This window comes from Mesorhizobium sp. ESP7-2 (assembly GCF_020164715.1).
GTDB lineage: Bacteria > Pseudomonadota > Alphaproteobacteria > Rhizobiales > Rhizobiaceae > Mesorhizobium.
Genome location: NZ_JAIUGQ010000006.1, coordinates 161,705 through 186,587 on the forward strand (window position 1 = coordinate 161,705; position 24,883 = coordinate 186,587).

The 24,883-nt window shown below is 61.6% G+C and carries 25 protein-coding genes and 2 pseudogenes; 23 read left to right on the top strand and 4 right to left on the bottom strand.

Annotated elements, in window-relative coordinates; all coding sequences use genetic code 11:
- Window positions 1-52 precede the first annotated feature (52 nt).
- Both LB543_RS08785 and LB543_RS08790 read left to right on the top strand, forming a co-directional pair.
- Entirely contained in the window at window positions 53-298 is a 246-nt protein-coding gene (locus LB543_RS08785) for a hypothetical protein (RefSeq protein ID WP_181178808.1), read from the top strand.
- 4 nt (window positions 299-302) lie between these two features.
- Window positions 303-899, top strand: a complete 597-nt coding sequence (locus LB543_RS08790; protein ID WP_181182875.1) for a response regulator — start codon at window positions 303-305, stop codon at window positions 897-899.
- Window positions 900-1,020: 121 nt separating this feature from the next.
- Here LB543_RS08790 and LB543_RS08795 read toward each other — a convergent pair whose 3' ends face one another.
- On the bottom strand, window positions 1,021-1,293 hold the full coding sequence (locus tag LB543_RS08795) for a hypothetical protein (RefSeq protein ID WP_140764717.1): 273 nt from the start codon (window positions 1,291-1,293) through the stop codon (window positions 1,021-1,023).
- Between the two features lie 213 nt (window positions 1,294-1,506).
- On the opposite strand from LB543_RS08795, the gene LB543_RS08800 reads away from it, so the two are divergent.
- The 20 genes and pseudogenes from LB543_RS08800 (at window position 1,507) to LB543_RS08895 (ending at window position 20,053) form a co-directional block, all read left to right on the top strand.
- Window positions 1,507-2,613, top strand: coding sequence for an NAD-dependent epimerase/dehydratase family protein (locus tag LB543_RS08800; RefSeq protein WP_140764714.1), 1,107 nt, complete (start codon window positions 1,507-1,509; stop codon window positions 2,611-2,613).
- Window positions 2,610-3,689 carry an NAD-dependent epimerase/dehydratase family protein gene (locus LB543_RS08805; RefSeq protein ID WP_140764711.1) on the top strand — a complete coding sequence of 360 codons (1,080 nt, stop codon included), beginning with the start codon at window positions 2,610-2,612 and terminating at the stop codon, window positions 3,687-3,689. Before LB543_RS08800 ends, LB543_RS08805 begins: the two co-directional genes overlap by 4 nt.
- Entirely contained in the window at window positions 3,686-4,978 is a 1,293-nt protein-coding gene (locus tag LB543_RS08810; protein ID WP_140810113.1) for a TIGR04295 family B12-binding domain-containing radical SAM protein, read from the top strand. The genes LB543_RS08805 and LB543_RS08810 overlap by 4 nt, the downstream gene beginning before the upstream one ends.
- Window positions 4,963-6,063 (top strand): glycosyltransferase family 4 protein, encoded by a 1,101-nt coding sequence (locus LB543_RS08815; RefSeq protein ID WP_224613780.1) that lies wholly within the window; start codon window positions 4,963-4,965, stop codon window positions 6,061-6,063. The genes LB543_RS08810 and LB543_RS08815 overlap by 16 nt, the downstream gene beginning before the upstream one ends.
- A gap of 2 nt (window positions 6,064-6,065) precedes the next feature.
- The gene (locus tag LB543_RS08820) at window positions 6,066-7,196 is read left to right on the top strand and encodes a glycosyltransferase (protein WP_140810111.1); all 1,131 of its coding nucleotides are present in this window, start codon (window positions 6,066-6,068) and stop codon (window positions 7,194-7,196) included.
- On the top strand, window positions 7,193-8,287 hold the full coding sequence (locus tag LB543_RS08825; RefSeq protein ID WP_140810110.1) for a glycosyltransferase: 1,095 nt from the start codon (window positions 7,193-7,195) through the stop codon (window positions 8,285-8,287). The genes LB543_RS08820 and LB543_RS08825 overlap by 4 nt, the downstream gene beginning before the upstream one ends.
- Complete coding sequence (locus LB543_RS08830; protein WP_140810108.1) at window positions 8,284-9,387, top strand: glycosyltransferase; 1,104 nt, start codon at window positions 8,284-8,286, stop codon at window positions 9,385-9,387. The genes LB543_RS08825 and LB543_RS08830 overlap by 4 nt, the downstream gene beginning before the upstream one ends.
- Before the next feature lie 23 nt (window positions 9,388-9,410).
- Window positions 9,411-10,457, top strand: a complete 1,047-nt coding sequence (locus tag LB543_RS08835) for a UDP-glucuronic acid decarboxylase family protein (RefSeq protein ID WP_140810107.1) — start codon at window positions 9,411-9,413, stop codon at window positions 10,455-10,457.
- A gap of 77 nt (window positions 10,458-10,534) precedes the next feature.
- Window positions 10,535-10,732, top strand: a complete 198-nt coding sequence (locus tag LB543_RS08840) for a hypothetical protein (protein ID WP_224597712.1) — start codon at window positions 10,535-10,537, stop codon at window positions 10,730-10,732.
- A 246-nt stretch (window positions 10,733-10,978) separates the two neighbouring features.
- Window positions 10,979-12,082, top strand: coding sequence for an inositol-3-phosphate synthase (locus tag LB543_RS08845; protein WP_140764693.1), 1,104 nt, complete (start codon window positions 10,979-10,981; stop codon window positions 12,080-12,082).
- The gene (locus LB543_RS08850) at window positions 12,079-12,675 is read left to right on the top strand and encodes a histidine phosphatase family protein (protein WP_140764690.1); all 597 of its coding nucleotides are present in this window, start codon (window positions 12,079-12,081) and stop codon (window positions 12,673-12,675) included. The genes LB543_RS08845 and LB543_RS08850 overlap by 4 nt, the downstream gene beginning before the upstream one ends.
- A gap of 14 nt (window positions 12,676-12,689) precedes the next feature.
- Window positions 12,690-13,790: a glycosyltransferase gene (locus LB543_RS08855; RefSeq protein ID WP_140810106.1), complete on the top strand. Its 1,101-nt coding sequence runs from the start codon at window positions 12,690-12,692 to the stop codon at window positions 13,788-13,790.
- Entirely contained in the window at window positions 13,790-14,593 is an 804-nt protein-coding gene (locus LB543_RS08860; protein ID WP_140810105.1) for a sugar phosphate nucleotidyltransferase, read from the top strand. The genes LB543_RS08855 and LB543_RS08860 overlap by 1 nt, the downstream gene beginning before the upstream one ends.
- Window positions 14,594-14,595: 2 nt before the next feature.
- The gene (locus LB543_RS08865) at window positions 14,596-15,357 is read left to right on the top strand and encodes a TIGR04290 family methyltransferase (RefSeq protein ID WP_140810104.1); all 762 of its coding nucleotides are present in this window, start codon (window positions 14,596-14,598) and stop codon (window positions 15,355-15,357) included.
- Complete coding sequence (locus LB543_RS08870; protein WP_140764678.1) at window positions 15,350-16,282, top strand: beta-xylosidase; 933 nt, start codon at window positions 15,350-15,352, stop codon at window positions 16,280-16,282. Before LB543_RS08865 ends, LB543_RS08870 begins: the two co-directional genes overlap by 8 nt.
- A gap of 159 nt (window positions 16,283-16,441) precedes the next feature.
- Window positions 16,442-17,506, top strand: a complete 1,065-nt coding sequence (locus tag LB543_RS08875) for a glycosyltransferase family 4 protein (protein ID WP_140764675.1) — start codon at window positions 16,442-16,444, stop codon at window positions 17,504-17,506.
- Window positions 17,503-18,495 (top strand): GNAT family N-acetyltransferase, encoded by a 993-nt coding sequence (locus tag LB543_RS08880; RefSeq protein WP_140810103.1) that lies wholly within the window; start codon window positions 17,503-17,505, stop codon window positions 18,493-18,495. The genes LB543_RS08875 and LB543_RS08880 overlap by 4 nt, the downstream gene beginning before the upstream one ends.
- Before the next feature lie 70 nt (window positions 18,496-18,565).
- A pseudogene (locus tag LB543_RS08885) lies at window positions 18,566-19,273 on the top strand (class I SAM-dependent methyltransferase); the annotation flags it as partial.
- A gap of 222 nt (window positions 19,274-19,495) precedes the next feature.
- Window positions 19,496-19,714 carry a hypothetical protein gene (locus LB543_RS08890; protein WP_027144326.1) on the top strand — a complete coding sequence of 73 codons (219 nt, stop codon included), beginning with the start codon at window positions 19,496-19,498 and terminating at the stop codon, window positions 19,712-19,714.
- A 162-nt stretch (window positions 19,715-19,876) separates the two neighbouring features.
- Window positions 19,877-20,053 carry a hypothetical protein gene (locus LB543_RS08895; protein ID WP_181182874.1) on the top strand — a complete coding sequence of 59 codons (177 nt, stop codon included), beginning with the start codon at window positions 19,877-19,879 and terminating at the stop codon, window positions 20,051-20,053.
- On the opposite strand, the gene LB543_RS08900 is transcribed toward LB543_RS08895, so the two are convergent.
- Entirely contained in the window at window positions 20,054-20,617 is a 564-nt protein-coding gene (locus tag LB543_RS08900; RefSeq protein WP_140764462.1) for a sigma-70 family RNA polymerase sigma factor, read from the bottom strand.
- A gap of 394 nt (window positions 20,618-21,011) precedes the next feature.
- Here LB543_RS08900 and LB543_RS08905 point away from each other — a divergent pair.
- Window positions 21,012-21,336, top strand: a pseudogene (locus LB543_RS08905) (pyruvate oxidase); the annotation flags it as partial.
- A gap of 556 nt (window positions 21,337-21,892) precedes the next feature.
- On the opposite strand, the gene LB543_RS08910 reads toward LB543_RS08905, so the two are convergent.
- Together LB543_RS08910 and LB543_RS08915 are read right to left on the bottom strand one after the other, a co-directional pair.
- Window positions 21,893-23,113 (bottom strand): cation:proton antiporter, encoded by a 1,221-nt coding sequence (locus LB543_RS08910; protein ID WP_140764464.1) that lies wholly within the window; start codon window positions 23,111-23,113, stop codon window positions 21,893-21,895.
- Window positions 23,114-24,100: 987 nt separating this feature from the next.
- Window positions 24,101-24,832: a DUF4396 domain-containing protein gene (locus tag LB543_RS08915; RefSeq protein WP_140764469.1), complete on the bottom strand. Its 732-nt coding sequence runs from the start codon at window positions 24,830-24,832 to the stop codon at window positions 24,101-24,103.
- Window positions 24,833-24,883 lie beyond the last annotated feature (51 nt).

Consider the following 24,883-nt stretch of genomic DNA (forward strand, 5'->3'; position numbering starts at 1 on the left):
ATTCCCTCAAGATCGGTTCGGACAGGACACAACCATATAGCGCGCAGGCAGAATGGAACAAGGCAGCACGAATGACGTTGAACCCGACATCCATGGTGGTTCAATGACAAAACGCTTTGCTGGCCTGAAGCTCCTGGCACCTATGGCGCCAGGTTCGCCTCAATTAATCAAGTACCTCGATGCAGGGCCCGTCCCGGGTCGCATGCTGGTGCTTGCGAAACGATTGCAGGCGGCTCTGGATGATAGAAAATGGAAAGCAGCTTCTCTGCATCCTAAACTCCCTTCGAAGAAAGGATGACGACGTGCGCGATCTGCGGGGATTGCATATTCTGATTGTCGAAGACGAATGGGCGATGGCGGGAGATCTCGCACGGTTTTTCGGCAACATGGGCGCCATCATCCTCGGACCCGCGGCAACCGTCGAGCAGGCGGCCGAACATACCGACCAAGCCGAAGCTGCGATCCTTGACATCAATCTCAACGGCCGACACGTGTTTCCGATCGCGGACAAGTTGATGCACCGTGGCATCCCGTTCGTGTTCTTCAGCGGCGACAACGACATCGCCATTCCGGAACGTCTTCGCTACGCCACCAATTTGCGAAAATCCTCGGGCAGCAAGGCCGTGTTCAACGCCCTTTTTCCAGCGCAGGGGTCGGAACAAGCGGACATCGCCTTGCCCCCTTCGCCAGAAGACGTCTTTAGCCTTTTGCCCAAACTGCGCCTCGCGGCGCGTCTTCTGCTGGGAGACGTCAACGCATCGGACCGGCTCGTCGAGAGAACACTCGAGCAAGCCATCCGGGACATCGACCAAAGGCAGCTTGGCCAGTCCACTGAAAACTGGCTCAACGACATCATGCGAGAGGTGGCGAAAGCCCGCGGCGCAAAGCTCATGCATTGAATTTTATCCTCCGAGCCCGAGGCTAAGTCGCTCCCTTGGGGTTGCAAATGGAGCCGTCGATTGTTCCAGCGAATTCCAAGATTTTCTGGAGTCCGGCTGGATCGCCCGCAGGCTGGCGTTCTCAACCCTTGCGCTCACGCTCGACGAATTTGTTGAAGCGGCTGGCTTTTCCGTCGCTGGTCTTGGCCTGATACAGGAACGCCAGATCATTCTCGTCGAATATCCGGAAGAACTCGTCCCAATCGACGGGGTCGAATGCTTCCTCGGGCTCGCCGAAGTCGATCCGCAGTATGCCGCCCTCGCCCTTGGTGCGAACCACCGCCGGCCGGCCCTGCCGCTCCTCGGCCCATTTGCGAATTTCGTCGTGATTGGTGGTCGTCTGAGACTGCGACATTGAAATCTCCCTTGATGATTGGCTTCGCCGTAGCGGCGTCATGGCGGCCTCGAGCGCCCTAACAGTATTGCGGCGCCAATGTTCCACCATATGGGCCGATGGCGATGCGCTCGCTTCCGCCGACGCCCGCGAAGGGAACTTTGTTGAAGCACAGGGAACAAACCTTTTGCCGAAAAGTTCGGGGCGCCGAGGTCACTTGTCCGAGGAGTCGTCGTGAAACGCATATTGGTTACAGGAGGCTGCGGCTTCATTGGCCGCCACGTCACACAAGAACTCATCACTCAGGATTATTCCGTTCGCATTCTCGATGCCCTGCTGGAGCAGGTGCATGCGGGCGAAGCGGTCGCGCTTCCGCGCGGAGCCGAACTGCTCAAGGGCGACATCCGCGACCGCGAGGTCGTCGCCGAAGCGCTGAAAGGCGTCGACGCGGTCATTCATCTGGCGTCGGAAGTCGGCGTCGGACAATCGATGTACGAGATAACGCGTTATGTCGGCACCAACGATCTCGGCACGGCTACCTTGCTCGAGGCGTTGATCAAACACCCGGTCGAGCGGATCGTCGTCGCCTCCTCGATGAGCGTCTATGGCGAGGGCCTCTATGTCACGCCTCACGGCCGGCGCATCAATAACGCCCGGCGCAAGGCGAGCGATATCAAAAGCGGACAGTGGAATCCGCTGTCGCCGGAAGGCGAACCCCTTTCGCCGGTGCCGACGGACGAGGAAAAGCCGGTCGATCTCGCCTCGATCTATGCGCTGACGAAATACGCCCAGGAGCGCGCCGTGCTGATCTTCGGCGAAGCGTACGGCATCGATGCGGTCGCGCTGCGCCTGTTCAATGTTTTCGGAGCCGGCCAGGCGCTATCAAATCCCTATACCGGCGTGCTGGCCAACTTCGCTTCACGTCTCGCCAATGGGCAACGGCCGATGATCTTCGAGGATGGCGAACAGAAGCGCGATTTCGTTCATGTGCAGGACGTCGCCCGCGCCTTCCGCCTTGCGCTGCAGCAACGTCAGGCAAAGGGCCACGTCATCAACATCGGCAGCGGGCGGGCCTATGCGATCAGCGAAGTCGCGCGTTTGCTGGCCGAGGCCATGGGAACCCCGAGCCGTTCGCCCGAGCTGCTCGGCAAGGCGCGCTCCGGCGACATACGCAACTGCTTCGCCGATATTTCCAAAGCACGTGAGCTGCTCGGTTTCGAACCGGGGCGCCGATTGGAGAATTCTCTCGGGGATTTCGTCTCCTGGGTACGCAACACGGTCGCTGTCGACCGCGGCGCCGAAATGAAGCGCGAGCTCGAAGATCGCGGGTTGGTGTCATGAGCCCGGGCGCACGCGACCGTCGCGAAGCGCCGGTCGCCATCGTCGGCGGCAGCGGCTTCATAGGATCAAACCTGGCCGACAGCCTGCTGTCGGATGGCGAGCCAGTGCTGGTGGTCGACAATTTCAGTCGTCCCGGCGTCGAACAGAACCTTGAATGGCTGGCCCGGAAACATGGCGACCGCCTTACCGTCGAAACCGTCGATGTGCGGGACGCCAATACCCTGGCGCCCGTTTTGATGAGATCCAGGGCGATCTTCCATCTGGCCGCGCAAACGGCCGTCACCACGAGCCTGGTCCGGCCGGACGAGGATTTCGACATCAACCTCCGGGGAACGTTCAACGTGCTGGAAGCGGCGCGACTGAGTGGTGAGCGCATCCCGGTGATTTTCGCCAGCACCAACAAGGTCTATGGCAGCCTCCCCGATGTCACGGTTCGCGAGGACGGCGACCGCTACATAGCTTGCGACAGCGCCATCCAGGCCGGCGGCATCGATGAGACCCGAGGTCTGGATTTCTGCACCCCCTATGGCTGCTCCAAGGGCGCGGCGGACCAGTATGTGCTCGATTATGCCAAATCATACGGCATGCAGACGGCGGTGCTGCGGATGAGTTGCATCTACGGTCCGCGCCAGTTTGGAACCGAGGACCAGGGCTGGGTGGCGCACTTCCTGCTCAGTGCCCTGGCGGGACGGCCAATCACCATCTATGGCGACGGCAGGCAGGTGCGCGACATCCTGTACGTCGCCGATGCGGTCGCCGCCTACAGGGCCGTGCTGGACCATATCGACATCACCAATGGCCAGGCATTCAATCTTGGCGGCGGACCAGAAAATGCGCTCAGCCTGCGTATGCTGTTGAGCGAGATCGGCGGCCTGACCGGCCGTGAGCTTTCGATCCGCCACGATGGAGAGCGGACCGGCGACCAGCCCTTCTTCGTCGCCGATACCCGCAAAATCGAGACCGCGCTTGGCTGGAAGGCACACGTCGCGTGGCGCGAGGGCATTCGCCATCTCGCCGACTGGCTGCAGCGCCACCGGCTCGAGCCCCATTCCGAAGCCGTGAGGTGCGTCGCATGAGAATAGCCCTGGTCAACCCCTCCTGGACGTATGACGACAGCATCTATTTCGGCTGCCGCCAACCGCATCTGCCGCTGGAACTCGGCTATTCCAAAGCCCTGCTCGAAGCGGCCGGCCATGAGGTGCTGCTGTTGGACGGCCAGTTGCAGAAGCTCGACAACTCAGGGCTCTACGAACGTGTGGCTGATTTCGCGCCTGCGATGACGGTCGTCAGCACCGCGCCGACCTATCTGTTTTGGCGCTGCGCACCGCCGGAGTTGCGCGTGCCGGCCGATTTCCTCAATCGTCTCGCCGGGCGCGGCGGACGCACGGTCGCCGTCGGGCCGCATGGTTCGGCGACGCCGGCGCCGACCTTGCGCAAGCTAGGCGTCGACATTGTCGTGCGCGGCGAATGCGAGGAAGTCGTCGCCGACCTTGCCGGGCGCGACAATTGGAGCTTGGTCCCCTCGACCGCCTATCTGCGGGACGCCAAACTGGTTTCGAACGGCGGCGTCCATGCCAGTGCGTTTGTCGATCATCCGCCGCTGGAATGGCCATCCGACTGGATCGCCGCCCATTCGCATCACCATCACAGGTTCGATGACCAACAGCATGGGTTCGGCGCGGAGGTCGAGGCGTCACGCGGCTGTCCGTACAGTTGCAGCTTCTGCGCCAAGATCGATTTCCGCGATGCCTATCGCCGCCGCAGCCACGAAGCGGTGGTGAGCGAAATCGATCGGCTGATCGCCCAAGGTGTCGGCTACATCTACTTCATCGACGAAATCTTCCTCCCCCAAAAAGCGTTGCTGGAGGCATTGGTCGATCGCGACGTGAAATTCGGCGTACAGACCCGCATCGATCTTTGGAAACCCGAGCTGCTTGAATTGCTGGGCGCGGCCGGCTGCGTATCCATCGAAGCCGGGCTCGAAAGCCTGACGGTGGAAGGGCGCGCCATGCTGGCCAAGCGCTGCCGGCTGGGCACCGAGGAACTTGCCGCGCTGCTTGTCAAAGCCAGACGCCACGTTCCCTTCGTCCAGGCCAATCTGATCGGCGTGGTCGAGGACGATCCGGCACTTGTCGATCACTGGCGAACCCACCTGATCGACAATGGCGTGTGGGCCAATGAACCCGTCCCGCTTTATCCATATCCGAGTTCGCCCAGCTATCGCGAGCTTTGGGGCGAACCCGACGATCTCGCCTGGGAGCGCGCCCATGACCATTATCTCACATCGTTCCAGAAGTTCAGCGACATCCAGGAGAAGCGTCCGCGTCCGCTGGCGGAACTGGAGGCGGCATGTTGCGGACACTGAGGTCGCGCAAATGGCGCATCCTGATGACGGTCGACGCCATGGGCGGAGTATGGCGCTATGCACTTGACCTCGGCCGGGAACTGGTCAAGGGCGGCGACAGCATCGTGTTCGCCGGTCTGGGGCCGCAACCATCCAGGCAGCAGGCCGAGGAGGCGCGGTCCTTCGCAACGCTGATATGGTTGAACACGCCGCTCGATTGGATGACCCGCGACGCCGGCGATCTGGACGGCTTGCCGCGGGAGTTGCGTGCGCCGATGCGTGACCATGCCATCGACCTCGTGCACCTCAACGCGCCGACGGAGGCGGTGGGATTGGATGCGCCCTGCCCAGTCATAGTCGTTTCGCATTCATGCGTAACGACATGGTTCCATTCCGTCAGGGGACAGGCGTTGGACAGCGCATGGAGCTGGCAGAAAGAGTGCAACAGGCGCGGCTTCGAAAGGGCCGATGCGGTCATCGCGCCGAGCGGCAGTCATGCCCAGTTGCTTGAGACGTGCTATGGCCCGATCGCACGCCTCCACGTCGTGGGAAATGGCGCACGTCCGGTCCCGCACGTCGAACACCGCCAGCCGCTGGTCTTCGCCGCCGCCCGCTGGTGGGACGAGGGAAAGAACGTGGCGGCGGTCGACCAGGCCGCCTCCTTGACGCAATGGCCCATCTTTACAGCCGGTTCGATGCACGGCCCGAACGGCGAGCGTGCCACCGTCGACCACGCCGTTCCTCTCGGGGCACTGCCGTATGACGAGGTGCGCTCCTTGATGGCCCGCGCCGGCATTTTTGTATCGCCATCGCTCTACGAACCGTTCGGCCTGGCGGCGCTGGAAGCGGCTATGTCGGCAACGCCCCTGGTGCTCTCGGACATCCCGACCTATCGCGAATTATGGGACGGGGCCGCGATGTTCTTCGACGCGCGCGACCCGCATGATCTGGCTGCCTGCATCAATCGCCTTTCTAGCGATGCCGGGCACAGGGGGGAACTCGGTCAGGCAGCCCTCCGCCGCAGCCGCAGGTACACGCTGGCGAGGCAGGCAGTGGCCATGCGCGATGTCTACGAAAAGGCGGCGCTGGCCGTGGCTGAGCGCTGATCATGCGCTTCCTGTTCTACACCCACTCCCTCGTCTCAGACTGGAACCACGGCAATGCCCATTTCCTTCGGGGCGTCATGCGGGAGTTGGTAGCCCGCCGGCATCAGGCCATTGCTCTGGAGCCGGCGGACGGTTGGAGCCGGTCGAGCCTGCTGGCCGAGAAGGGATCCTACGCGATCGAACGTTTCCGCAAGGATTTCCCCGAATTGATGCCGGTGACCTATGATGCCGGGTTCGACCACGAAGCCTGGATCGCCGAGGCCGACGTGGTGATCGTCCACGAATGGACCGACCCGGAGCTTGTCGCTCGTATAGGCCGTGTCCGGGCCGGTGGCGGCAACTTCATCCTTCTGTTTCACGACACTCATCACCGGGCCGTGTCGGCCGCCGAAGCAATCTCGGCGCTCCGTCTGGAGCATTATGACGGCGTTCTCGCCTTTGGCGAAGCGCTGCGCGAGAGTTATCTGCGCGCCGGCTGGGGCAAGCGTGTCTTCACCTGGCATGAAGCGGCGGACGATCGCCTGTTCAAGCCCCACCCGGAGATCCACCGCACGTCCGATCTGGTCTGGATCGGAAACTGGGGCGACGACGAACGGACCGCCGAACTCAGGGAGTTCCTGATCGAACCGGTGCGCGATCTCGGCCTTGAGGCCACTGTTCACGGTGTGCGCTATCCCAAGCCGGCACTTGCCGACCTGGCCGCCGGTGGCCTGTGCTACGAAGGGTGGATCGCCAACGCCGAAGTGCCCAAAGCGTTTGCCGCGCATCGTGTCACGGTGCACATTCCGCGGCGCCCCTACCGTGAAAGCCTGCCCGGTATTCCAACGATCCGCATGTTCGAGGCACTCGCCTGCGGCATCCCGCTGATTTCAGCGCCATGGTCGGATGTCGAGCAGCTTTTCAGACCCGGCGTCGACTTCCTGTTTGCCGAGGATGGCATCCAAATGCGGCAACACATTCAGGCGGTGCTGGCCGATTCCGATTTCGCAACCTCCCTGGTGGCCTCGGGTCTTGAGACCATCCGTTCGCGACACACCTGCCGGCACCGCGTCAACGAGTTGTTCGACGTGCTGTCGCAATGCACGAATCGGCACACCACTCACCCGACCGCCGCAAAGGAAGCCGCCGCATGAAGATCGCATTCTATGGATCGAGCCTTTTGTCGTCCTATTGGAACGGTGCCGCGACCTATTACCGTGGCTTGCTGAAGGCGCTTTCCCAACTGGGCTACGAAATCACCTTCTACGAGCCCGACGTCTATGACAGGCAGAAGAACCGGGACATCGAGGCGCCGGAATGGTGCACCGTCGTCGTTTACGAGGCGACCGGGCATGCCCTGATACAGGTGGCGGCGCGTGCGGCCGAGGCCGACATCGTCGTCAAGGCGAGCGGCGTCGGTTTCGAGGACGAGGCGCTGCTGCGCGCCGTCCTGGACCACGCCCGCAGCGATGCGCTCACGGTATTCTGGGACGTGGATGCACCGGCCACGCTCGCCCAGTTGCGCGGGGAGCCGGACCACCCGCTGCATCACGCGCTGCAGGAAATCGACCTCGTATTGACGTATGGCGGCGGCGATCCTGTCGTTTGGGCCTATCGTGCCATGGGCGCAAACGAGTGCGTGCCGATCTATAACGCGCTCGATCCAGAAACGCATCACCCGGTCGCCGGCAATGCCCGCTTTGCCTGCGATCTGGCATTCCTCGGCAACAGGCTGCCGGATCGTGAAGCACGTGTGGGATCCTTCTTCCTCGATCCCGCGAGCCAGCTGCCGCGACAACGGTTTCTGCTCGGCGGATCGGGCTGGGGCGACAAGCCGCTCCCCGCCAATGTCGACTGGCTCGGCCATGTCGGGACCCGCGATCACAACGCCTTCAATGTGACGCCAAAGGCCGTGCTGAATATCAGCCGCGACAGCATGGCGGCCAATGGTTTTTCACCGGCCACGCGTGTCTTCGAGGCGGCAGGCGCCGGCGCCTGCCTTATCACCGATTCGTGGTTGGGCGTGGATCTGTTCCTGAAACCCGGCGAGGAAATCCTTGTGGCGCGCGACGGTGGCGATGTCGCCGAAATCATGCGGGCGCTGACCCCTGGTCGGGCAAAGGCAATCGGCCAGGCCGCACTTCGCCGCGTTCTCGCCGACCATACCTACGCGTTGCGGGCGACCGTGGCTGATGAAGTCTTCAAACGGCATTTGACGCATGGGACCGTGGAGGCAGCTGAGTGACCACGCAGTTGAATATCGTTTTTCTCGGCCTGTCGCTGTCCTCGTCCTGGGGAAACGGCCACGCCACCACCTTTCGAGGTCTGCTGAAGGGCCTTCACGATCTCGGCCACCGCGTTACTTTTCTGGAGCGCGATGTGCCGTGGTACGCCAATCACCGCGATTTGCGCGATCCGGATTTCTGCTCCTTGCGCTATTACGATACCGTACAGGAACTGCAACGCGACTACGCACGGTGCCTGCAAGAGGCCGACGTCGTGGTCATCGGTTCTTTCGTGCCGGAAGGGCGCGCAGTCATCGACATCGTCGCTTCACTTTGCAAGGGACAATTCTGCTTTTACGACATCGACACGCCTGTGACTCTGGCGAAGCTGTCGGCGGACGATTGCGACTATTTGAGCTGGCGCCAGATCCCCTACTTCGACATCTATTTCTCTTTCGCCGGCGGCCCAGTGCTTACCGATCTGGCGCAGACCTTCGGTGCGCGCCGCGCCGAGCCGCTCTACTGTTCGGTCGATCCGGAACGGCATTACCGCACCGCGGATTCGATCCGCTGGGATCTCGGCTATCTCGGCACCTACAGCATGGACCGACAGGCCACGCTGAATGCGCTCCTGCTCGAGCCTGCGCATCGCATGCCGGATCGGCGTTTCGTGGTGGCCGGCTCGCAATATCCCTCCGACCTCGACTGGCCCGACAACGTCGAGCGGATCGAACATTTGCCGCCGGCCGATCACGCCGCATTCTACAGCCGTCAGCGCTATACGCTGAACGTCACACGCAGTTCCATGATTGCCGCGGGATGGTCGCCCAGCGTGCGACTTTTCGAGGCCGCCGCTTGCGGCACGCCGATCATCAGCGATCGCTCGCCAGGCCTCGACAGTTTCTTTCCCGCATCGACGATCCACACGGCCAAGAAGTCGGATGATGTCGTCGCGATTCTGTCCCGGGAATCGGCTCGTACACGTCTCGCCATGGCAGACCGGGCACGCGAACTCGTCCTTGCCTCCCACACCGGTGTGGCCAGGGCTCGCGAATTCATCACGGCGCTTACGCAAAAAGGGGCGGTGGTCCTCGATCTCAATATCGGAAGTGCAGCATGACCGGCAGACAGGAGAAAATCGCGATGCGACAAACAAAAAAAGCGCCAAGGGCAAAGACGGTGCTCGTTGCCGGTGGCGCGGGCTTCCTCGGATCGCATCTTTGCGAAGCATTGTTACGCGATGACTGGCGCGTGATCTGCGCCGACAATTTTCTCACCGGGCGCATGGAGAACATCAACGCGATCATGGACCATCCGGGTTTCCGGTTGATCGAGCAGGATATCTGCCGTCCGTTGCACCTTGGTGAGCCGGTGGACCGCATCTTCAACCTGGCATGCGCCGCGTCGCCGCCGCGTTACCAGGCCGATCCGATCCACACCACACGAACCTGCGTCATCGGAACGTTGAACCTGCTTGAACTCGCCGCCCGCAAGGATGCCCGATTGCTGCAGGCCTCCACGAGTGAAGTGTATGGCGATCCGGAACAACATCCGCAGAGGGAGGATTATGTCGGCCACGTGAACTGCATCGGCCCACGCGCCTGCTACGACGAGGGCAAGCGCACTGCCGAAACACTTTGCTTCGACTATCTGAGAGCCGCCAACGCCGATGCTCGTGTCGCACGTATCTTCAATACCTACGGGCCGAGAATGGACCCGGCGGACGGCCGCATCGTCTCGAACCTCATCATGCAGGCCTTGGAGAAGCGCCCGCTGACGATCTTCGGCGACGGCTTGCAGACGCGATCTTTCTGCTACGTCTCCGATCTGATCGATGGGTTGATGCGTCTGATGGATATCGCTCCGAATCCGGGAAAGCCGATCAATCTGGGCAATCCCGGAGAATTCACCATTATGCAGCTGGCCGCATTGGTGAAGGCGATGACCGGCACCAAGTCGGACATGACGTTTCTGCCGCTGCCGCAGGACGATCCTCGACGTAGGCAGCCTGACATATCGCGCGCGAAAGAACTGCTCGGCTGGACGCCGAGAGTGCCTCTCAACCAGGGGCTCGCGCGGACGATCGACTATTTCGCTTCGCTCGAAGGCGGCCAGATCGGCGATGAAATACCCGGTCGCGCCACAAGGGCGAGGCCTATGTCAGGCGGGCTGCAGAACCTCCCTGCCTGATAGCCGGCACCGCGGCATCTGCCCATCGAACCGCGGGAACATCCGCTCCAGCTTGTGGTTTGACGACAGGACCAGATATGGAGGACGTCATGCAACCCAAGCGATCCGCGACGGACATCGACAAGATGGCGGAACGGGAAATGGCTGCTTATTTGCGGCGAGCCTCGATCACCTATCTGGAGTGCTGCGTCAGCCTGATGATGACGCATCTGCAGCGGGAAGAAGTGGCCGCTATTCTCGAGCAGGAAGCAGACATGCTGCGAAGGCTGGATTGATGGGCCACGCCCTGGCGTGATCCGGGCCAGATAGCGCGTGAACTCCGCGGCAGTCTCTGTCCGGGCAGCCGTGCATGATCCAGCGTGGTGCCGCGAGACATGCGCTCGGGTCGCTCCCTCCTTAAGCTGTCGTGCACTCTCGGTCCGCTTGTGGTCACAATTTTTCAGTCGAGCAAGGGAACATTCCGGCAGGGTGGCGGTTCGGCGCAAGGAACTTACCTTTGAACAGCATAGGGCGGCAGTTTCGTGGGATCGAAAAAGATTCGTGTTGGCATCGTTGGAGTCGGCAATTGCGCGTCGTCCTTGGTGCAGGGTCTCTCCTATTATCGTGATGCGAAAAGCAATGAACCGGTCCCGGGCCTGATGCATGTCGATCTCGGTGGCTATCACGTCGACGACATCGAAATTGTCTGTGCATTCGATGTCGCCAAGAGCAAGGTTGGTCGCGACGTCGCGGAGGCGATCTACGCCGCCCCGAACAACACATTCCGTTTTGCCGACGCACCGACGACCGGTGTTCGCGTCGAGCGCGGGCCGACGCTCGACGGGATCGGCAAATATCTGCGCAACGAGATCGAAGAGGCGCCAGAGCCGGTTGCCAACGTCAGCGGGATCTTGCGCGACAGCGGAGCCGATGTGCTGGTCTCATACCTGCCGGTGGGTTCGGAGGAGGCGACGCACTTCTATGCTGAATGCGCGCTCGAGGCCGGCTGCGCCTTCGTCAACTGCATACCGGTTTTCATCGCCTCGCGTCCGGAATGGCGGCGGCGCTTCGAGCAACGCGGGCTGCCACTGGTAGGCGACGACATCAAGAGCCAGGTCGGCGCGACGATCGTGCACCGGCTGCTGGCCAATGTCTTTCGCGAGCGCGGCGTGCGCATCGATCGCACTTATCAGCTGAATTTCGGCGGCAACACCGACTTTCTTAACATGTTGGAACGTGAGCGGCTGGAATCGAAGAAGATCTCCAAGACGCAAGCGGTGACCAGCCAGCTGGATGTTCCCCTGGAGCCCGGCAACATCCATGTGGGACCCAGCGACCATGTGCCTTGGCTCACCGACCGCAAATGGGCGTACATCCGTGTCGAAGGCACGACCTTCGGCGGCGTGCCGCTTAATGCCGAGCTCAAGCTGGAAGTGTGGGATTCGCCCAATTCAGCCGGCGTGGTGATCGACGCGGTGCGTTGCGCCAAGCTGGCGCTCGACCGCGGCATCGCCGGAGCGCTCACGGGTCCTTGCAGCTACTTCATGAAGTCACCTCCCGAACAGTTTACCGACGCCGAAGCCCGACAGCGGACGCTCGCCTTCATCGCCGGCAAGGACGAGCCTTTGCTGGATGCCGCGGAATGACGACGACGTTCTTCTTGATCCGCCATGCTGCGCACGACAATGTCGGCTCTTATCTTGCCGGGCGCATGGCCGGCGTTTGCCTTGGCGAGACCGGAAAAGCTCAAGCAGAGCACCTTGGCGGGCGCATGGCCCGAGAGACAATCGCCGCCGTCTTGTGCAGCCCACGCGAGCGCACGCAGGAGACGGCGCTACCGGTTGCTCTCGCCTGCGGTGTCGGTGAAATCGCGATCCGCGCCGAACTCGACGAAATCGACTTCGGCGACTGGTCTGGAAAGACCTTCGATGAATTGAATGACGACGCCGGTTGGCGGGCGTGGAACGACCAGCGGCAGGAGGCAAGGACACCGAGCGGCGAGACCATGCTGGACGTCCAGCAGCGCATCGTCTCGCTGATGAACGACGTCCGCGAGCTGCGTCAGAACCAATGCATCGCCCTGATCAGCCATGCCGACGTTATCAAGGCCGCCGTCTGCAAGGTGCTCGGCTTGTCAGTCGGCGATTGCTTTCGCTTCGACATAGATCCCGCCTCGATCACGACGATCGTGTCGGGCGACTGGGGCTCAAAGCTCCTGCGAATGAATGAAGTTGCCTGACGAGGAAATTCCCCATGCGGATGGTCATTTTCGGTCTCACCGTTACATCTTCATGGGGGAACGGCCATGCCACGTTATGGCGCGGGCTGATCCGCGCCCTCGCCCGGCTGGGCTGGTCCATCACCTTTTTCGAACGCGACACTCCCTACTATGCCGGGACCCGCGATCTGGATCAGCTCGACGGCGGCAACGTCGTCATCTATCCGGACTGGGAGGACATTCGCCGCGTCGCGGAACGGGCAATGAAGCAAGCGGATGTCGTTGTCGTCACCTCCTACTGCCCCGACGCCGTCGAAGCTTCCCGCCTTGCCCAGCAGGCAAGTCGCGGGCTGCGCGTCTTCTACGATCTCGACACTCCAGTCACGCTTGCCCGCGTCGAGCACGGCGAGCGTCCGCACTATTTCGGACCAGAGGGCCTTGCCGATTACCATCTCGTCCTGAGCTACACCGGCGGCTCGGCGATCGAGGCGCTGAAGACGGTTCTGGGTGCGCGTCACGTAATGCCGCTCTATGGGCATGTCGATCCGGACAGGCACCGGCCGGCAGAGAAGCGGGCCGAATTCGCCGGCGATCTGTCATATCTCGGGACCTACGCGGCAGATCGCCAGGCCGGCGTCGAAAAGCTGCTGGTCCGCCCGGCCATGCGCCTGCCTGATCAGCGCTTCATCATTGGCGGCGCGCAATATCCGCAGGAATTCCCGTGGAGCGACAACATCTTCTTCGTCAGGCATCTGCCGCCCGCCGACCATCCGGCGTTCTTCTCATCGTCGCGGCTGACGCTCAACGTCACGCGGGAAGCGATGGCGCAAAAAGGCTGGTGCCCGTCGGGACGGCTCTTCGAAGCGGCTGCGTGTGGGGCTGCCATCGTTACCGATGCATGGCCAGGCCTCGCGGACTTCTTCGAACCCGGCCGCGAAGTCCTGCTGGCGCATGACACGGATGATGTGGTCGCCGCGCTGCAATTGCCGGAGCTTGAACTCGACGGCATCCGAAGGCGTGCCCGCGAGCGGGTCTTGAGCGAGCACACTTCCGCCAAGCGTGCAGCGGAACTGGATAAAATCCTGGTCGACGCCTCGCAAAATCCGGTCGGCGAACCGATGGAGGAAGCAGTCTGATGTTGGGCATTGTGCCCGCTGCCGGACGTGGCAGCCGCATTCAACCGCTCGGTTTCTCGAAGGAGCTGCTGCCGGTTGGCAGCCGGATCGACGGCCAGACCGAACGTCCCTGCGCAGTAAGCGAGTATCTGGTGCGGCGCATGGTGCAGGCCGGCGTCGACAAGATCTGCTTCATCATCGGATCGGGCAAATCCGACATTCTGGAATACTACGCAGCCGGCTACGGCGACGCGACGGCCCTCTTTGTGGTGCAGCCCAACCCCGTCGGCCTCTGCGATGCGATTTTCCGGGCAGTGCCCCTCGTGGCGTCCGACGAGGTCGTCCTGGTCGGTCTTCCAGATACGATCTGGTTTCCCGAGGACGGTTTCTGTCATTTGCCCGACGATCAGCTTTCATTTCTGCTCTTCCCCGTTGACCGCCCGGAATTCTTCGACGCCGTCTGCACCGAGGACGACGAGCGCGTGATCGAAATCCAGGTCAAGCGACAGGATGCCTCCACGAACTGGGTTTGGGGCGCGTTCAAGATGCCCGGTCATATCCTGCATCGGCTTGCGGTACTGTGGCGCGAGCGGGACCGCCGTGACGAATACATCGGCACATTGATCAACGCCTACCTTGCGGCCGGCGGTGTGGCCCACGGTGTCAAGGCTGGGTCCGCTTATGTCGATGTCGGTACCTTCAACGGCTATCGCACAGCCCTACGGTTGCTTGAAGACGGCGTCCCATCCGCCCCTCACCAGCCCGCCGCGATCATGCCCGGCACGCACTCGCATGTTCCCGTTGTCCCGGGCGAAGGAGGCTGACCATGTTGCATTCCCAAGCCGAAATCCGACGACGCATCGACGCGCTCGGCCCATGGTTCCACAACATGGAACTGGCCGGCGTCGAAACTGCACCCGACCACTTTCTCGGCAATTACCCCCTGATCAAATGGCGCAAATTCGCTGACGCCATACCTGCCGATCTGGCCGGCAAGACCGTGCTGGACATCGGCTGCAATGCCGGCTTCTATTCAATCGAGATGAAACGGCGAGGCGCCGCCCGTGTCCTCGGCATCGATTTCGACGAGGGCTATCTGGCGCAGGCCCGCTTTGCGGCCGAGATCGCGGATTGCGAGATCGAATTCCAGAAGCTATCGGTCTACGACGTTGGTGCCCTGCGCGAGACATTCGACGTCGTGCTGTTCATGGGGGTGCTTTACCATCTGCGCCACCCCTTGCTCGCGCTCGACTTAATCCGCGAGCACGTCGCCGGCGACATGATGATTTTTCAGTCCATGCAACGCGGCAGCGCGGATCTGTTGGAGCTGGAAGAGAATTATCCCTTCTGGATGCATGATCTGTTCGACCGGCCAGAATTTCCCAAGCTGCATTTCGTGGAGCAACGCTACGCGGATGATCCGACCAACTGGTGGATACCCAACCGGGCCTGCACCGAGGCGATGCTGCGCAGCGCGGGTTTCGAGATCGTTCTGCATCCCGAACAGGAGGTCTATTTCTGTCGCGCGGCCGGCGATCCGGCCGGCGGCGGCGCAATTTACCCTTCGAAAGGAAAGCTCCATGATTGAAGCCGCGATGATCTGGAACGAGCCCAACAACAAATCGCACTGGGACCCCGAGCTCGACCCCGATTGGAGCCGCTTTGCCAGGATGGCAATTCTGTCGGCGGATGCGATCGCATCCGAGAACCCGGCCCTGGCAAAGGTGCTTGGCGGCATCTCGCCAATAGACCCCGACTTTATCGCGCACATGAAGGGATTCGGCGTACTGGACCACGTCGACGCCGTTGCGGTACACGGCTTTCCTCTTGACTGGAACTTGTGGCAAATTCAGGAATGGCCGCAGAGGATCGGCGAGATCGCAACCGTCACCGATCTTCCCATCTGGGTCAGCGAAGTCGGCATATCGACCTTCGGGGCCGAGGAAATACAGGTCTGGGGCCTCAAGCGCACCGCCGAATTGCTGCTCGGCAACGCACCACGAATTCAGTGGTATAGCCTCTACGACCTTCCGCGCGAATGGGGGGCAACGACGCGGCATCGCGAAGCGGAGGGCTCCTCCTATTATCGTCATTTCCACATGGGGCTGCTGCGCCAGGACGGTACGCCGAAGCCGGCGATAGAAGAATTCCTGCGCCACACACCTGCAATGGGGCTGGTACAGTGGTTTCATTTCGAGGACCCCCGACTGGACGACGCCGTCGCATGGATGAAGCGGCTCGGCGTCACCAACGTGCGCACGGGGCTTTCCTGGGCCGACAGCTTCAGGCCGAATGCGTTGGACTGGTTCGACCGACAGATGGAAGCCCTCGCCCCTTTCGATGTCACGGTCACCTTCTGCTTCACGCCGGAACATCGTGGAATGATGCCTCACCACACCAGCCCTCCACTGGTGCCCGAGGAATTCGCTGAATTCTGCGCATCGATGGTCCGCCGCTACGCGCCCAGCATGACGTCCGACTCGCTTCCGACGCAGCGGGCCTCGGCGGCGTGAGGCTCTCATGCGATCCGGTCCGCGATCAACGGATGCGCTGACGGAAATCGTGGCCCGCGGTTGCCACGCAATTCGCCGCAATTCACTGCCTTCGAGCTTCGAGGACATGCGGCCGGTCGCAAGCGCCCTCGCCCATCCCTCACAATCGCTCGGCCGGCCATGACGCTTACCGTCCTCAATGTCGCCTATCCCCTCGCGCCTGTGGGACCGGACGCGGTCGGAGGTGCCGAGCAGGTCCTGTCGATGCTCGATCGGGCACTGGTTCACGCGGGTCACCGGTCTGTCGTCGTCGGCTGCCGGGGTTCCAGCGCGAGCGGCACCCTTCTGGAAACACCGGCGGAACGCGGCGTGCTCGACGAAGCGGCAAAGGGCCGCGCGCAGCAGGCTCATCGGACCGCGATCGCCACGGCCCGCGCCACTTGGCCGATCGACGTGGTTCATCTGCATGGCATCGACTTCGACGCCTACCTGCCAGCCGATGGCCCGACGTTGGTGACCCTTCACTTGCCATTGGACTGGTATCCGGCCGAGGCACTGCGCCCGACGCGCGACGACCTGTGGCTCCACGCCGTCTCGGCTGCCCAGCAGAAAACCGCGCCTCCCGGCGCCAGGCTGGCGGCGCCAATTCCGAATGGCGTCGACATAGAGGCGCTCAGTCTGCCGCTAGCTAAGCGCGACTTTGCACTGGTTCTGAGCCGGGTCTGCCCGGAAAAGGGCATTCACCTGGCGCTGGAGGCAGCCAAACGGGCGGGTGTGCCACTGGTTGTCGGCGGCAAGGTCTATCCCTACGAAATGCACACGCGGTACTTTCGCGACGAGGTCCAACCTCGACTCGATGGCCGCCGCCGCTTCCTTGGTCCGATCGGTTTCACCGCCAAGCGACGCTTTCTCAACGCAGCGCGCTGTCTGGTCATCCCGAGCCTTGCCGCCGAAACCAGTTCACTTGTCGCCATGGAGGCACTGGCCTGCGGCACGCCGGTCGTGGCTTTTCCAAATGGCGCGCTTCCCGATGTGATCGAGCATGGCAGGACCGGCTTTCTCGTCAACTCTATCGACGAGATGGCCCAAGCCATCATTGCGGCACCCAGCCTGGACGCCGAGGCATGCCGGACCGAGGCGCGGCGGCGGTTTTCGCTGCAACGAATGATCTCGTCCTACATGGATGCCTATCAAGCACTGGCGCGACTTGGCACCGATGCCGCGCGCCTCGCCACCACACCGTGAGCGAGCCTGTGCTGCGTAGCGAGATCATCGATGATCCGGCGCAATTCGATAGCCTCGCGCCGCACTGGTGGAAACTGTGGGAGCAGAGTTCTTCCGCGACGCCGTTTCAATCTCCCGCCTGGCTGGTGCCATGGTGGCGTACATTCGCGCCGGGCGACCTGGCGACGGTCGCGGTCTGGCACGGAGGCGATCTGTTGGGACTGGCGCCGCTCTATCTCGAGCACGGGGTCGCGGGCTCGAAATTGCTTCCGGTCGGGATTTCGCTCAGCGACTATCTGGACATCCTGTGTGTTCCCGGCACCGAAGCCCTGGTCGCAGCCGCAATTGCTGAAAAGATCCTCTCGGTTGAATGGTCGCAATGGGTCTTGTCGGATTTGCCGCAAGACGCTGCCGGTCTTGCCATGATCCATCCCGACCTGAAGGCCGGGCGGCCAGGCCTTCATGGCGTTTGCCCCGTGCTCGCTATCGCCGGCGACGAAACCCTTGCGGGCTGTGTGCCCTCCCGACGAAGGCGCCAGTTGCGACGGGCGCGACAGGCCGCAGCCAGGCGCGGCCGGACCGCGTTGTCGTCGGCACGCGGCGAACCCCAAACCTTCCTCGATCAGTTGATCCGCCTTCACGACGCGCGCTGGGCCGGACGCGGAGGTGGTGTGTTGGCCGACGTCGCCGTAAAGCAATTCCACAGGCACTCGCTTCCCTTGCTCGACGCTCGTGGCCTTGCCCGGTGCTGGCTGCTCGCAATCGACGGCAGAACCGTCGGCGTCTATTACGGCTTTCATCATCGCGGTCGCGCCTATGCCTATCTCGGGGGCTTCGACCCTGCTTATGCCGAAGAGAGTCCAGGCGCGATCCTGATCGGCCACGCGATCGAGGAGTCGATCCGCGAGGGGGCGCATGAGTTCGATTTCCTGCGCGGTCAGGAAGCCTACAAATATGGCTGGGGCGCCATCGACAGGTGGACGATGCGCAGGGTCTGGACGCGGAATTGATACCATGATCGCGACCGGCCCAAAATCGGCCCAGAGCCGGACAGCGATGAGATCGGCCGTCGAAGACTGCATGAAGGATGGCGTTTGCGCCGAAGCCGTCATCGCCAGGCTGGCGCTTTACCTACAGACGAGGATCGGAGCGGCGGAATTGGCGGAGATCGTGCTGGATCTCATCCCGTCGGTTCCTCAATACGCGGAAAGACTGCAAGAGGTAGCCGGGCTGCTTCGCCGCAAACCAAGCGCATTCGCCTTGTTACGGGCCACGGGCGCGGCCGTTCGGCACGCACGCGACGAGGACGAGACAGATGCCGCTGTCGTCACGCGATTGGCATCGAGCTTCGATGCGGCGGCAGCGATTTCGGGAACAGCAAGCGTCCAACTCGCATCCCTCGGCGATGAGGACAGGCTGTCAGCCACCACCGACGAAATCGCTGCATGGCTCAAAGAGCAGGATTTCACCGGCACCGGCCGGGACGTCCTGGACATTGGTTGCGGCATCGGCCGTTTCGAAGGTGCGCTTTCCAACTCCTTCAACCGGATGGTCGGCATCGACATATCCTCGCGGATGATCTCCATCGCCTCTGAGCGGTGCGCCGCGCTGGGCAATGTCGAGGTGCGGCGAACCTCCGGTCTCGACTTGACCGAATTCGACGACAGCAGTTTCGATTGCGTGCTGGCGGTCGACTGCTTTCCTTATCTCGTTCTGGCCGGCATGGCTGAGCGGCATTTCGAGGAGATTGCACGCGTTCTGAGACAGCCGGGGTGGCTGGCCCTGCTGAACTATTCTTATCGCGGATCGCTTTTTTTGGACCGCGCCGATATCAGTCGTCTGGCCGAAGCTCACCAATTGCGGGTCGTCATCAATGGCGAGAAGCCGTTTCGGTTATGGGATGGCGATGCCTTCCTGCTTGCTCGCGGCGGCGGAACATTACCGCGCACCGCCAGTTCGGACGTCGAACCAGAAGCGCTGAAGAACGTCACCGATCCAAAGGAGAAAGTCATGGCATCCGGCGACAAAAAACATTTCGGCCGCGGCACACAGGGCAAGGGTACCGGCGCCGGCGCGATGACCGACCTGCCCAAGGACAAGGTCGGAGAAAACGCCGTTTTGTCCAATCGCGACAAGAAGCAGCACAGCGAGGAGCGTGGACTGGATGGCAATCGCATCAAGTCCGATCAATATCAGGACCATGCCGCGAACCAGTTGCCGAAGGATTGAACGCCGTCACACCCCATTCTTGGCCCGCGGCGACATAGGGCTAAGGAAATAAATCTGTGCAAGGCTAGCCAGCAACCGTGCCGGCGGCGAACCTCACCTTGTAATGTCGAGCATTCGTCACCACACTACGACCAAGGGACTGCTGTCTATCAAGAGAATATGATGTCTCGTTCGAGCGATGATACGGTGGACCCAGAATTCGGTCTGGCTATGGATCGGGAGATCACTTCTCTCCTATCTGCGATTGAGCAGGAAAGGATACCGGACCGGCTGACCAAACTGGCGATGGAGTTGCAAAACGCGCTGGTCGAGAGACGTAAACGTCACGTGAAGAACTGACTATCTGCGGCTGTCACCGTCGATATCGAGCTGACCGTCCGACAGATGGTTTCGCCTTTCCACCAATGTCTGCAGCGAACTCTCCCCAAGCAATTCGAGAACGTTGGCCCGGGCACGGTTTAGCCGACTTTTGACCGTCCCCACCGCGCAGCCACATATCTCGGCCGTTTCCTCATAGCTCACCCCTAGAACACCGATCAGCATCAGAACCTCGCGTTGGTGTTCGGGTAGCTTTTGAATCGCGCGGTGAACTTCCTTGCCCTGAACGCTCCATTCCTGGGTGGCTTCCGAAGTCGGTTTGGAAGATGCACAGTCGAGCAGGCCTGGCGCTTCCCGGGCAGCGATCTTTATCCGGGTGTAGTAGGTGTTGCGCATGATGGTGAAGAGCCATGACTTCATGCGTGTCCCGGGTTCGAACTTGTCGATATTGGCGAGGCCCTTGGTCAGTGTCTCCTGCACCAGATCGTCGGCATCATCGGGGATACGGCAGAAGGTACGGGCGAAAGCCCGCAGGGCGGGGATCAGCTCAACGATGGAAACTTCATTGGTTTCCTGGTCGCCCAAGAGGTAGCCTCCGGATGACAATGGTCCAGCTCCCAGAAGAAATAGTGTATGAACGCAGCCTGCTAAATGCATGGAACTTTGGTTCGTTCCTCGTGCTGGAGACGACTCTTCAGAAATTCCGCAGGTCGAAATAGCTGTCTTCCAATCAGTGGATATCATCGCGCGGAAGGCGCCTCTTTTGAGTGGGGGTCCTCGCACTCACAAGCGTGTCAACGACGGCTGATCGCCGATGTTTCCTCACATCTGAAGACACTTCATGCCCCCCGAAATGTCCCCCACAACTACAGAAGCCCGCTTGGTGCAGACGCTCCATGACCCTTGCGGTTACGGTTCGGGATGAGCGGGGTTCCCCGGCAAGGCGCCCGGCGGCCGCTTTCCAAGATGTCACGATTTCAATCAGATCGCCTGCGAGCAGATGAGTTTCTGGGCAACCCGCAATTCGGTTGCGAACTGCAGGCGATCGATTTTGCCCAAGCCGCGGAAACGATGGGGGAAGCGGTTTTCGCATCAAGCGGGGCCGATCAGATCGAGACCGTGCTCGACGAGGCCTTCGCAGCCGAAGGTCCTAGCGCTGGTCGGTGCCTATGAACCGCTGATGCCGCCCAGGATGCCTCCCGACTATGCCAAGAACTTCCGCCAGGCTTTGCCACAGACGCCGGCACGAACGCATTGAAGAACATATCGGCCGAGAGCCGTCGAAGTCGATGATGGACGCCTAGATGGTGGCTTCTTGTAGACTGTTGCATGAAGGAAGCCGATGCGCAAACGCCAGTCCGGCAGCCGCCCATGCAACTGCTGGCCGCCACGGGAGGGCGGATGGCGCCTACTTGATCGCCTGTCGGCTCATCCGAGCCTGCTGCAATCGCCGGCTCGGAAGGGCTTCCAAATCGTCGCCAACCGAAGAAGGTCCAGCCTTCGGCAGCGCTCCGAAGCACTGGCTCGTTTGTTGCAGTTCTGCATGTTCGACTTGCCCGGCCGCTGTTAGCGGCGGGGCTGGCTGTTCAAGGGCGGTTGATTGCTCGAGCACCGTCCCGATCGGTTTCGCCAGGCACATATTCGCCCGCATTTGCATCGAAGCGCAATCCCCGCGCGGGGCCAATGCCACAGCCGGGTCAATCGGCCAACGATGGCGCCGCCTCACAGTTCTGTTTTGTGGAGTGACATGCAACATGTGTGAACGGGCCAATGCTGTCCCGGTCCTGGCATCGTCGTTCCAGCCCCGGTCACATCCTATGGCCACATTAGTCACAAATACGAGAACGCCGTCGGGCCTCTTCATCGCCTGCTGCGATCGCTTGTCGCGGAACCCGCGTTTTCGGCGGTCAACCCCATCCATCTGATAAGCCAGGGCATGGTCAAGCCCTGGACGAAAATGGAAAAGGCAACGACCGCAAATGCGGCAACGATTATTTCACCGCGCTCTGCAACGTTTTCAGGAAGTGCGAGCGCCAGGGCCAGGGCGAGCGCGCCGCGCAGCCCACCCCAGACCAAAACGTGCTGGTAACGGGTATCCACCTTCAAGCGCGTGGCGGCAAGCAGGGCACCGAAGGGATAGATGGCCAAGCTCCGACCAAACAGCACGAGCACGACCGCGACTGCCGAGGTGCCTGCGAATATTCCAAGTGGCTGATGAGCTTCATGGCCGCCGATCAAGATGAACACGATCGAATTTGCCAGGAAGGCCGCGTACTCCCAGAATGCCAGAACGTGACTTCTTGCGTTGGCGGAAATAGCGCCTTTCCAACCGACATTGCCCACAATCAGGCCCGCCGTGAGAGTGGCCAGCACGCCGGACATGCCAAGATCCTCCGCAAGCAGGAACGAACCGTAAGCGACGATGGTCGTGAGGGTTATCTCAACAAGATGGTCTTCGGTCCGGCCGGCGATCAGAAGGAGCAGGGCTGCCACTGTCGCGCCGGAGGCAATCCCACCCGCGACCGTCCAGAACAGCGACCCGACAATGCTCAGGGGCGTTGCGTCGGCGCCTGCCAGGATTGCCGCCAGGATGCCGAAGCCAACAGCGGCTGCGCCGTCGTTGAGCAGACTTTCAGATTCGACAAGCAGAGCGAGGCGGGGTTGAACCTTCATCTCCTTGAAGGCCGCGATAACCGACACCGGATCGGTGGCGGCTATCAGCACGCCGAACAGCCCGGCACCGATCCAGGTCCATCCGAGCAGTAGATGCATGCCGCTCGCAACCACCGCAGCGGCTATCGCGACGCCGGGGAACGCGAGCAGAATGGTGACCGGCAGGTTCAGGCGAAAACGACGCCATTCGATCGCGAGTGCCGCCTGGAAGATTAGCGGTGGCAAAAACACTGTGAAAATCAAATCCCGACTGAGGGGGAGTGCGACAACGCCGGGCGTGAAGCCAAGGGCGATACCTGCCGCGACAAGCCCGACGCTGTAAGGAAGCCGCAGCCGTCTGGAAATCATCGCCACCAAAGAAGCGGTAAGCAGGATCATTCCCAGGGTGAGGATTGGAAGATCGTTCATAGCAGCCTCAGATACTATCTGGTCAACCTGGCGAGGCTCCACAACTAGGGAAATGAGCCCCTTTGGAACCGCCGGCGTGAAGAAGTTCGAGCAACTCGAATCGGAGACGTGCCGGCAGCACGCAGGATCTAATTCCGATGCGCTCAAGCCAATCTGGTCGCAGAAACGTCGCCGACCGCCCAGGAGACGCTGACGCTCCGCAAACCTCCGACCAGAGAGCGCTGCCCATGCGTCGCCTGGGCTCATTCTTGCTCGGAACCGGGGATCGAACAGCTCTTTTCAAAACTCAAGCACTGGCTGAGAAAGGCAGCAAGCCGCACCGTCCAAACCGTTTGCGACGCGATCGGCCAAATTCTCAACCGCATCACACCGACAGAATGCTCACACTATTTCGAAAACTCCGGATATGACCGAAACTAATCTCATCCCGCTCATAGCCTGACTGGGACCGGCGTGCGGATCTGGGATCGTGGGACACAGAGGACCGACGAAGATTTGCAGGCGATCGCAACCTATCTGAGGTCACTCCCGGCTACCGCGCTGGAAAGCACTGAGGTTCCAGACCAGGACGTCGTTAGTGCCGGACAGGCAGTCTATGCCGCCCAATGCTCGGCATGCACCAAGCGGGGGCGTCGGCGTGAAAGGACTTTTTCCATCGCTCAAAGGCGACGGCATCGTCCAGTCCGACGGCCGCTTTCTCTCTTGCGCATCATCCTCAACGGCGGGCACGCTGCGTCCACGCCTGAAAGCCCGAACTCACTGGCGATGACGTCATTTGGATCAAACTTTCGGACGGTCGGATTGCGGCAGTCGCCAGCTGCCCGGGGCAGCAAGGCGGCGCGGTGACCTCAGACGAAGTGCGAGACCTGCGCAAGTCGGTCGAGTCTGCCGCGAGTTCCTATCAGGTGTTCTGCATCGACATCCGCGGTCGCGAGGATCGGACCAAGCATCTGGTTGCAGCGGCAGCGGACCATGGCTTGCGCCCGCCTACATTACTTCCTTTACGCCTTTTCTGAGGAGCCACCAATTAACGGGATAACTGGTTGCAAAGCCGCCCAGCATGGCCAGTTGCATCAAAAACCAGAACTCAGGCGTGTTGGCTTCCAGCCGTGTTCCGAAGGCCGGTTCAAAAATCAAAAGCTGCCCGAGGCCCATCAGCCCGTACATGCCAACCTGCCAGGCCGTCAGCGACAGAGCGTCGGCCTTGAGCGCTTGTAGCAATCCCTGCGTCACAGACAGCTGTCGCATCGGCTTGATGGTAAAATATTGGAAAGCTATGCCCAGGACAAAGGCGAAGATGTAGTCCAGGATCCAGATCGAAATCGTTCTTTCAGCAAACAGGCTTTTCCAGCCCAGCCACAACAGGACGGTCGGGAACGCAAGCGCCAGCGTCTCGGCGATGACATCGCCCACGGTGCAGCCGGCTCCGCAATGAAAAGCAGCCTTTGCGATCGCCATCGGCGAAAGAACCGGCTTGTCGGAGCCTGCCCTTCTTGCGCCGCCCGGCCGCTCCCCTCTGGCCTTCGAACCTGACCGGCCGGCATGCAGATAGACGAAAAGAACGAAGCCGGAACCGAAGAGGGCACAGACCGGCCAAACGAGGTTCATGATCCACATCTCTCGCGGATTTCGGAACTCGTCTAGTGCTATCCAGATCGAAGATAGAACGCCGGCCAGCAACGAAAGCAGGGACACCCAATGCAGCCATTCGGGGATCATCAGTTCCTCCTTCACTGTTCTTCGGGTCGAACGTCGATGCGTCCTGTCGTT